The organism is Pseudomonas sp. FW306-02-D09B (assembly GCF_058782685.1).
This window is the reverse complement of the sequence record NZ_JBYSXY010000030.1, coordinates 33,903-42,581: the sequence shown is the minus strand read 5'-3', so window position 1 is coordinate 42,581 and position 8,679 is coordinate 33,903. Positions and strand designations below refer to the sequence as shown.

Here is an 8,679-nt window from a genome sequence, read left to right as displayed (position 1 = left end):
GTCCAGCGGGAGCAAGCTCCCTCGCCACAGATACTTCTCAGGCCTCCAGACTTCCTTAAGTGAACAGCATTGCGCCATTGGCGGGCTTACTGTCAAAGGCATTCGTCAAAACGCAAAACACGAACAGCCAAACGCGCCCCAGAATCCCTGGAAGTCGCTGACGGGTGCGTTCGACAAGCGCGCCCGCTCATGGCTGTGGGCATGCACTGCGCAGGCACCTGCGCATTGATGCATCTGGGCAGTGAGCGGTGCCAAGGGTTTCCAGTGCCCCGGCACGTTCACCACCGGTGACCAGTCGGGCATGACCGGCAAACGCGGTGGGCCGAGTTTTTCGAATTCGAGGCTGCCGTACACCACCTTGCCATCGACCACGGTCAGCACCGATTCAATCCATTTGATCGCTTCGTCGTCGACGCTGAAGTAGTCGGCAGACAACGCCACCAGATCGGCCAGTTGCCCGACCTTGATCTGGCCCTTTGAGCCTTGCTCGGAGGAGAACCAGGCGCTGCCATGGGTGTAGAGTTCCAGCGCTGTGTCGCGGCTCAGGCCTTGCGGGTAAAGCTCCAGGCCGCCGACGGTGCGGCCGCTGACCAGCCAGTAGAGTGATGTCCATGGGTTGTAGCTGGAAACCCGTGTGGCGTCGGTGCCGGCACCGACCGGAATACCTTCGGCGAGCATGCGCTGGATCGGAGGGGTGTGCTCGGCGGCTTTGGCGCCGTAACGGTCGACAAAGTATTCGCCCTGAAAAGCCATGCGGTCCTGAATCGCAATGCCGCCGCCCAGTGCACGAACCCGCTCGATGTTCTGCGGGGTGATGGTTTCGGCGTGATCGAAGAACCACGGCAGCCCGTCGAACGGGATATCGCGGTTGACCTTTTCGAACACATCGAGCATCCGGCTGATCGATTCGTTGTAGGTGGCGTGCAGGCGAAATGGCCAGCGCTGCTCGACCAGATGCCGCACCACCGGTTCCAGTTCCTGCTCCATGGTTTGCGGCAGATCGGGGCGTGGTTCGAGGAAGTCTTCAAAGTCGGCGGCGGAGAACACCAGCATTTCGCCAGCGCCGTTGTGCCGCAGGAAATCATCACCCTGGCCGTAGTGCGAGGTACTGGTCCAGTTCTTGAAGTCGGTCAGTTCTTCCTTGGGTTTTTGGGTGAACAGGTTGTAAGCGATGCGCACGCTCAGTTGCCGGTCCTTCGCTAACTGCTGGATGACCTGATAGTCGTCCGGGTAATTCTGAAAACCGCCTCCGGCATCGATGGCGCTGGTGACGCCGAGGCGATTGAGTTCGCGCATGAACTGCCGGGTCGAGTTGAGCTGATACTCCAGTGGCAGCTTCGGCCCCTTGGCCAGGGTTGAGTAGAGAATCATCGCATTCGGGCGGGCGATCAGCATGCCCGTAGGGTCACCATTGGCATCGTGCTGGATTTCGCCACCCGGCGGGTTCGGGGTATTGCGGTCGTAACCCACCACTTTCAACGCCGCGCGGTTGAGCAGGGCGCGGTCATACAGGTGCAGGACGAACACCGGTGTGTCAGGTGCAGCCTTGTTCAGCTCTTCAATCGTCGGCAGACGCTTTTCGGCGAACTGGAACTCGGTCCAGCCACCGACCACGCGCACCCATTGCGGTGCCGGCGTGCGGTCGGCCTGATCCTTGAGTATGCGCAAGGCGTCGACCAATGACGGCACGCCTTCCCAGCGCAGTTCGAGGTTGTAGTTCAGGCCACCACGGATCAGGTGCAGGTGCGAGTCGTTGAGGCCAGGGATCACCGTGCGTTTTTGCAGGTCGATGACTTGCGTGCTGGCGCCGCGCAGGGGCATGACGTCCGAATCATTGCCGACGGTAATAAACAGCCCGTCCTTGATGGCGACCGCGCTCGCAAGGGGTTTATCCCGGTCGACCGTGTGCATGCGACCGTTGAACAGGATGAGATCGGCTGGGGAGTTGGTCATGCTGGTGCTCTGCGCAAATAGAGGACTGGTCCAGGCGCTGACGGTGCCTGCCGAAAGGCCTTGCAGTACGCGGCGGTGGTTGAAGTCGTCGTGTTCATCAGGTGGGCTCATGGCGCCGTTCTCCGCAGGTGTTCGGTCGAGCGAGCAGCCGAATGTGCAGCCATACGGCCAGCAAAGAATATAGACGGCAAATCCGCAGTCGATGTGTCGGGCGTGCACATTTACGACTGGCAGAAACGACGAATCCCGCCATAAGGGCGGGATTCGTAAGCAGCCAGAGGGCTCCCAAGGTTGGGAGCCGTCGTCTTAGCTTGGGAACAGCTCGGACAGTTTCATGGCCAGCATCATGTCGCCTTCAGCGCGCAGTTTGCCGCCCATGAACGCTTGCATGCCGTCGGTCGAGCCGTCGACGATGCCTTCCAGGGTTTCGCCGTCCATGACCAGAGTCACTTGAGCGTCCGGGTTCTCGCCTTCTTTCAGCTCGCACGTGCTGTCTTTAACGATCAGCGAGAAGTTCTTGTCGTCGTCGATGCGGAAACCGAAAACCAGGTCCAGACCGGCAGCAGCGGCTGGGTTGAACTTGGCTTTCATGGCTTGTACGGCGTCAGCTACGGAGGTCATGGTTCGATCCTTTTATGAAGTGTTACAGCAAGGGTCACAGTGATCCGGACTCAACGGAAAGTGATGAGCTCCGGGGCCTTCAGCAGTTGCAAATGTGCATGACTGTTGAAGGAAGCCAGTGTCACCTCGCGACCACGGAACTTCAGTTGGTTGAGCGAGGTGTTAACGATTTGCCAATTCAGCTCAAAGGCCTGCCTGGCCGGCATTTGAGTAATCAGGTGGAGCAGGGCAGTGATGGTTCCGCCGGAGGTGAACACGGCGATTTTCTGGGTGTTGTCGGCCTGTTCGAGAATACGCTGCAAACCGGCCTGGACCCGCTCGACGAAGCCTGGCCAGCTTTCCAGCCCCGGTGGGTCGTAAGTACCGGCCAGCCAACGCTCGATGATCAAGGCAAAGATTCGCTGAAACTCGCCGCGATTCTGCGCGGCATTGCGCAGAATATTCAGGGCTTCGGGTTCTTCGGGCAGCAGGTCTGGAATCAGCGCGCGAATCACCGCGTCGGCGTCGAACTCGTTGAAAGCCGAATCGATTTCCAGCGGCGGCACTGGCAGGCCGACTGCGCCGAATTGTGCCAGGGCACTGCTGGCGGTGTGTTGCTGGCGACGCAGGTCGCCCGACAGGCAGCGATCGAAACTCAATCCCAGTTCAGCCAGGTGACTGCCGAGTATTTCTGCCTGGCGAATACCGGTCGGCGACAGCACGTCGTAGTCGTCTGCACCGAAAGAGGCCTGGCCATGTCGAATCAAATAGATGCTGCCCACGTCCGCGTCATCCGGGTACGTTGAAGGTTTTGCGAGGTTATGAGGATGGCGATGAGCTGTCAATGAAAAAACATACGCTTGTTTGAAATGCTCGTTGGAGGCCTGTTGCAGAAGGTTTCACGACTGGTCGCAACGCGGCTGCATGGGTATGCTGAAGGTATACGCGCCTGCGTGTTCTGCGGCGCACTGTCGTTAAGGAGTCAATGTGGAGTTTTTTGCCGAGTACGCAAGTTTTCTGGCTAAAACCGTTACCTTGGTGATCGCCATTCTGGTGGTCCTGGCCAGCTTTGCGGCGTTGCGCAGCAAAGGCCGGCGCAAGTTCACGGGCCAGTTGCAGGTCAGTAAACTCAATGATTTCTACAAGGAGCTGCGTGAGCGCCTGGAGCAGACACTGCTCGACAAGGACCAGCTCAAGGCCTTGCGTAAATCCGAAGCCAAGTCCGAGAAAAAACAGAAGAAAAAGCCGGAAGCCAAACCCCGGGTGTTCGTGCTGGATTTCGATGGCGACATCAGGGCTTCGGCGACTGAAAGCCTGCGCCACGAAATCACCGCACTGTTGTCCCTGGCCACGCCAAAGGACGAAGTCGTGCTGCGCCTGGAAAGCGGCGGTGGCATGGTTCACAGCTACGGTCTGGCGTCCTCGCAACTGGCGCGCATTCGTCAGGCCGGTGTGCCATTGACCGTGTGCATCGACAAGGTCGCGGCCAGCGGCGGTTACATGATGGCGTGCATCGGCGAGAAGATCATCAGCGCGCCGTTTGCCATTCTGGGTTCGATCGGGGTGGTGGCGCAGTTGCCTAACGTCAATCGCCTGCTGAAAAAACACGACATCGACTTTGAAGTCCTGACGGCGGGTGAGTACAAGCGCACGCTGACAGTGTTTGGCGAAAACACCGAGAAGGGCCGGGAGAAGTTCCAGGAAGACCTGGATGTGACTCACGAACTGTTCAAGAACTTCGTCTCACGCTACCGGCCGCAACTGGCCATCAACGAAGTGGCCACCGGTGAAGTCTGGCTGGGTGTTGCCGCACTGGAAAAACGACTGGTCGATGAGCTGAAAACCAGTGATGAATACCTCGCCGAACGGGCCAAGGGCGCAGAGCTGTTTCACCTGCATTATGCCGAACGCAAGAGCCTGCAAGAACGCGTCGGCCTGGCGGCCAGCGGTTCGATTGATCGGGTCTTGCTGACGTGGTGGAGCCGTCTCACCCAGCAGCGTTTTTGGTAGGGAGCAAGGGGCTCGCCAATGCGGGCCCGTTTTTACGGCGTCGAGTGCAATGCTCGACGCTGTACAGGCTCAGTTTCGAGTGTTTACCCGCCGCATTTCAGGTCTTTTGAGGCCGTCGTGTTTTCCCACCGGATTGAGGACATTTCCTGCTTTTTTTGCGGTAGGCGATGCATAAGCTCTCAGCTCCCGAATCAACTGCAAAGGATTGCAAATGATGGCGCTAGAGAGTCAACACCCGCCGGTCACCCGCCGGTTATCTGCTCGAAACAAACAGCCACTGTCGAGCCTTGCACTGGACGCCGTATTGCCCTCGACCCCGACCCAATATGCCGCGAAGCTGATCGAGGAACGTTGGGGAACAGAGTTATTGGCTGCTCGCCTGGTTGACCTCAATTACCATTTCTATGGTTACCCTGCACAGCAGGACGTGCAGCAAGGCCGGGTCAGAAAATCACAAAGCCTGGTACAGGTCTTGCTGAGCAACAATCAGACTGTGGGCGCGGGTCGTTTCGGGGAAACGGGATTCGGCCTGTACACGCCTCCTGTCGTGGGCCCGGAAGTCCAAATCGTCGAGATCGATGAGTCTATCAATCCAGACGGCGGGTTCCTGGACTATGAGGGCATCTACCGCCAGACCGACCCTCAGCTCTACGGTCCGAGCACTCAGCTAAAGCTGCAGCCGGCAGCGTTCAAAAAGTGGGTGTGGGAGCTGGAGTTCAAGGACAAATACACCGCTTATGTGCACGCCGCGTGGCCTTCCGACGAGGTCTGTCTTGCCCCCCAAGGTTATCCGCTGCGCACTTCGGTCAAGACGGCCTTTGTCATGGCGGCTTATTTGCAACACCGGGAAAACAGCCTGACCCAGGACGGACTCAAACTGGCACTGCAGATAGCCGGGTTTGATCCGCAGCAAACGTGGGAGCAACTGACGGTTGAGCAATTGCAGGCCTGGGCGACGACCGAATCCTCCATAGAGGCTGCGCGTCTGGTCATTTACCGTTATGTATCGAGCGATATCTGGAGCTTTCGAGAGAGAATCAGTGAGCGGATTTTGCTTTATGTCCCGAGTAACTCTTCTCCGTTCCACGAATTTGCCGATCAACAGGCCTTGCACAAATGGGTGGTCGATGTGGGCCGGGACGTCGCCCGGCGGGATGCTCTGGCAGCGCATTTTTCCGAAGATGACCGGCAGGACGGCACATTCCACGCAGGCGTGTCGACCGCGTTGGACGGCATGGCGCTTTACCCCAAACAGCATCATTTGAAGAAAGGCCATGGTTTTTTCAACGATGATGGTTACTGGGATCCTGCCGATTACATTCACTTCGAGGTCGCAACGTCTCCAATCGATCCCTTCGCGCAGTGGGTGTTGCTGATGAAGCAAGCGGCCCAGTCCAGTATTGAAAAGATTCGAGACGATGCCCAGGTCAATCGGGATGATTTGAGAGCGGTGGTCGAGCCCATTGTGCAATGGATCAACAAATTTGGTCCCTTGGCGTTGTTCGTTCCGGGTGGCGAAGGTTTGTTGGCGCTGGCCGGACTGATCGATGCCGGTTATGGATTGGCTCAGGCGGTTGATGGCAAGACCGCTGAAGAGCGTTCGGCAGGTGTCACGCGTACCGTATTCGGTTTGCTCAATGCCTTGCCACTGGCCGCGGAAGGGGCAGCCATCAAGGCCGAAGAACATGCCGTCGGCATCGGGTCTGAACCCGGTCCTGCCCCCGCGTTTATGGACGAACCCTTGTCCGGCGAGTCCTCGCTGATGGACGGAAATGTTGCACCTTCCTCCGTTGGCGCTGAACGGGCGCAGCTGATGCGAGGTATTGGGCCGAGTGTCCAGGCATTCAGTGATGAGGTTCTGGTCCAGATAGCTTATGTCAGCCCCGTGGATGATGATGTATTACGCCTGATGCACACCGGGCAGCGGTCACCGGCTCCGGTGCTGGCGGATACCATCAGTCGTTTCACGCTCGATCAGGATCTGCAGCGTGCCATTGATGCGTTCCCCGAAGGCTCGGCGCAGGCCGAACAGCTAAAAAGCACGCGAGTCGAACAGTTCAGGCAGCGCTACGACGCGCTACAGCATTCGGATAATGACTGGATCAGGTTATTTCGGGATCAATACCCGGGTTTACCAAAAAGTGCGGTGGAGCAAATGCTCGACAGGTCGGGAGTGGACATTGCTGCGCCCCACACACTGGCTGACGCCAAGCGAGTGCTCGGGCAGTTGGGCGGCAAGGCGCAGCAGTACACGCAGCATGTACGTCTGTGCCGTGCCTATGAGGGGCTTTATCTGAAGTCGGTCGAAAACGCCGACAGTGATGTGCTTGTATTGCAGACGCTGGAACGGCTGCCGGGCTGGTCGCGTGCGACTCGAATCGAGGCGCTCTACGGGCGGGTCGGTACGGCTGACTTTGATCAAGTGCTGCTCGGGCTTCTGCCGCAAGAACAACGCGCGGCCCTCGGTTTGCGTCCAGGCCATGAATGGCAGGACTTGCAGTTCAAAACTCGGGAAAACACCCTGCCGCGCTCCGAATTGATGCTCGGGTTGCGCAGGATGGACACCGGGTTGACCTTTCAGCGTCTCGGTTTGCGAGGTGGTGGATTCCCGAGCACCGCGCAGTCCGGTGAGCTGTCCATAGAGATCATGAGGCTTCAGGTTAAAGAGATTTATCCTGCGTTTACGACTGAACAAGCGGATGAGTTTCTATTGAATGCAGGCGCCCAGGCTCAGGCTGATCTTTATCGGCTGAGGTTGCAGTCAGAGCAACTACGTTTCGATATCACCGGTTGGATCGAAAACATCACCGATGATATCGAAGAGATGGATATAGATATTCTGCTCGCGGGTGATGAGGGCACGGAGGGAATGAGCGACGCCGAGATTAAGGCGGAGAACGACGCGCGCATAGACGAATGGATGGATATTGAACGTGATACCCGATATGAGCTGGCCGAAGACCTGATCGCCATTTGGCAAAAGCGTAGCGGGCCAGAAAGCCGGGTTTATCGGGACGGACAGTTCATCGGCTTTCACCTGGATATGGACTTCGAGCAGATGCACTACCTCCCGCAGCTCAACGTAAAGTTGAATGACGTAGTCTCTCTCACCATGCCGAATTTCAAGTTAACGCAGCGCGGCAGCCTTAACGGATTCCTTGAGTGTTTCCCCAACCTTCGCACATTGAATATGCAGGGCGTTGATCTACGACTCTTTGACCAGAATGGCATAGCGGTTGGTCGATTGCCGCCTGCCATCGGCCAGTTGTCTCGGCTTGAGGTCTTGAACCTGAAAGCGACCCGGCTGGTCCTGACGGAGGGAACCGTAGGCCAACTCGCCGAGCTCACCCGACTTCAGGAGCTCGATCTAAGCGAAAATCCGTTGGGTCTCCCACCGCCAGTGTTTGAGATGTCCGAATTGCGTCAACTCAAGTTGAGGCGTGCGGAGCTTGAGTCTTGCCCGACTTTTGCTCTGGATTTTCCTGGCCTGGAGCGGTTGGATCTACGTGATAACCAGCTTGTCCGAGTGCCTGAATCGGTTCGTAAGCAGTCGGTGGCCGTGGGCAACGTCTTGCTTTCAGGCAATCCGTTAACCGACGCAGACAGTTTGAAATGGATCATGGAACACCGTAAGCAGACCCGGATCAACCTGTGGATGGGGGCTGCGGCACGCGATTTTGCCAGGCCAAACGCTTGGTTGACCGGGCTTCTCCCTGAGCAGGCGGCACAACAGACCGCACGCTGGGAGCGTCTTTTTGCAAAAGAGGGGAGTAATCGTTTCTTCGACACTTTGGACGTACTGACGCGCACGGCTGATTTCCTGGTGGACTATGCACCTTTACAGCAGCGAGTGTGGCGAATGGTTGATGAGATGGATGCTTCGCAGGAGCTTTGCCAGCACCTGTTCGAGGGGGTGGAATGGTCGCCTCTCGATGGGGATGACCCGTTTGCCAGTTTTGAGCGACTGGAAGACAGAATCACTTTATTCATGGAGCCGCCTGTGAAAAAAGCCAGTCTCGATGGCGATACCATTCAAGCGCCATAGGTGAAGCGAGGGGAGTCTGTAGTCACAATGAAAGACCTTGAGTCCCGGCACAGGTGCCGGGCTCAAGGTTT

General features: G+C 57.7%; 5 protein-coding genes. 2 read left to right on the top strand and 3 right to left on the bottom strand.

The genetic code is table 11. The annotated features are described in order from the left end of the window. Window positions 1–105: 105 nt before the first annotated feature. The 3 genes from AC3WK5_RS28260 to AC3WK5_RS28250 form a co-directional block, all read right to left on the bottom strand. A complete protein-coding gene (locus AC3WK5_RS28260; protein ID WP_177474935.1) occupies window positions 106–1,953 on the bottom strand; it encodes an amidohydrolase in 1,848 nt (615 codons plus the stop codon). A 306-nt stretch (window positions 1,954–2,259) separates the two neighbouring features. Then, complete coding sequence (locus AC3WK5_RS28255) at window positions 2,260–2,574, bottom strand: SCP2 sterol-binding domain-containing protein (RefSeq protein ID WP_103319720.1); 315 nt, start codon at window positions 2,572–2,574, stop codon at window positions 2,260–2,262. Window positions 2,575–2,624: 50 nt separating this feature from the next. Continuing rightward, entirely contained in the window at window positions 2,625–3,335 is a 711-nt protein-coding gene (locus AC3WK5_RS28250; RefSeq protein WP_103319722.1) for a histidine phosphatase family protein, read from the bottom strand. 205 nt (window positions 3,336–3,540) lie between these two features. Between AC3WK5_RS28250 and sohB the strand changes: the two genes are divergently transcribed. Beyond that, window positions 3,541–4,563, top strand: coding sequence for a protease SohB (sohB, locus tag AC3WK5_RS28245; RefSeq protein WP_103319724.1), 1,023 nt, complete (start codon window positions 3,541–3,543; stop codon window positions 4,561–4,563). A 211-nt stretch (window positions 4,564–4,774) separates the two neighbouring features. Then, window positions 4,775–8,608: a dermonecrotic toxin domain-containing protein gene (locus AC3WK5_RS28240; RefSeq protein WP_103319726.1), complete on the top strand. Its 3,834-nt coding sequence runs from the start codon at window positions 4,775–4,777 to the stop codon at window positions 8,606–8,608. The last annotated feature ends 71 nt before the right edge of the window (window positions 8,609–8,679 follow it).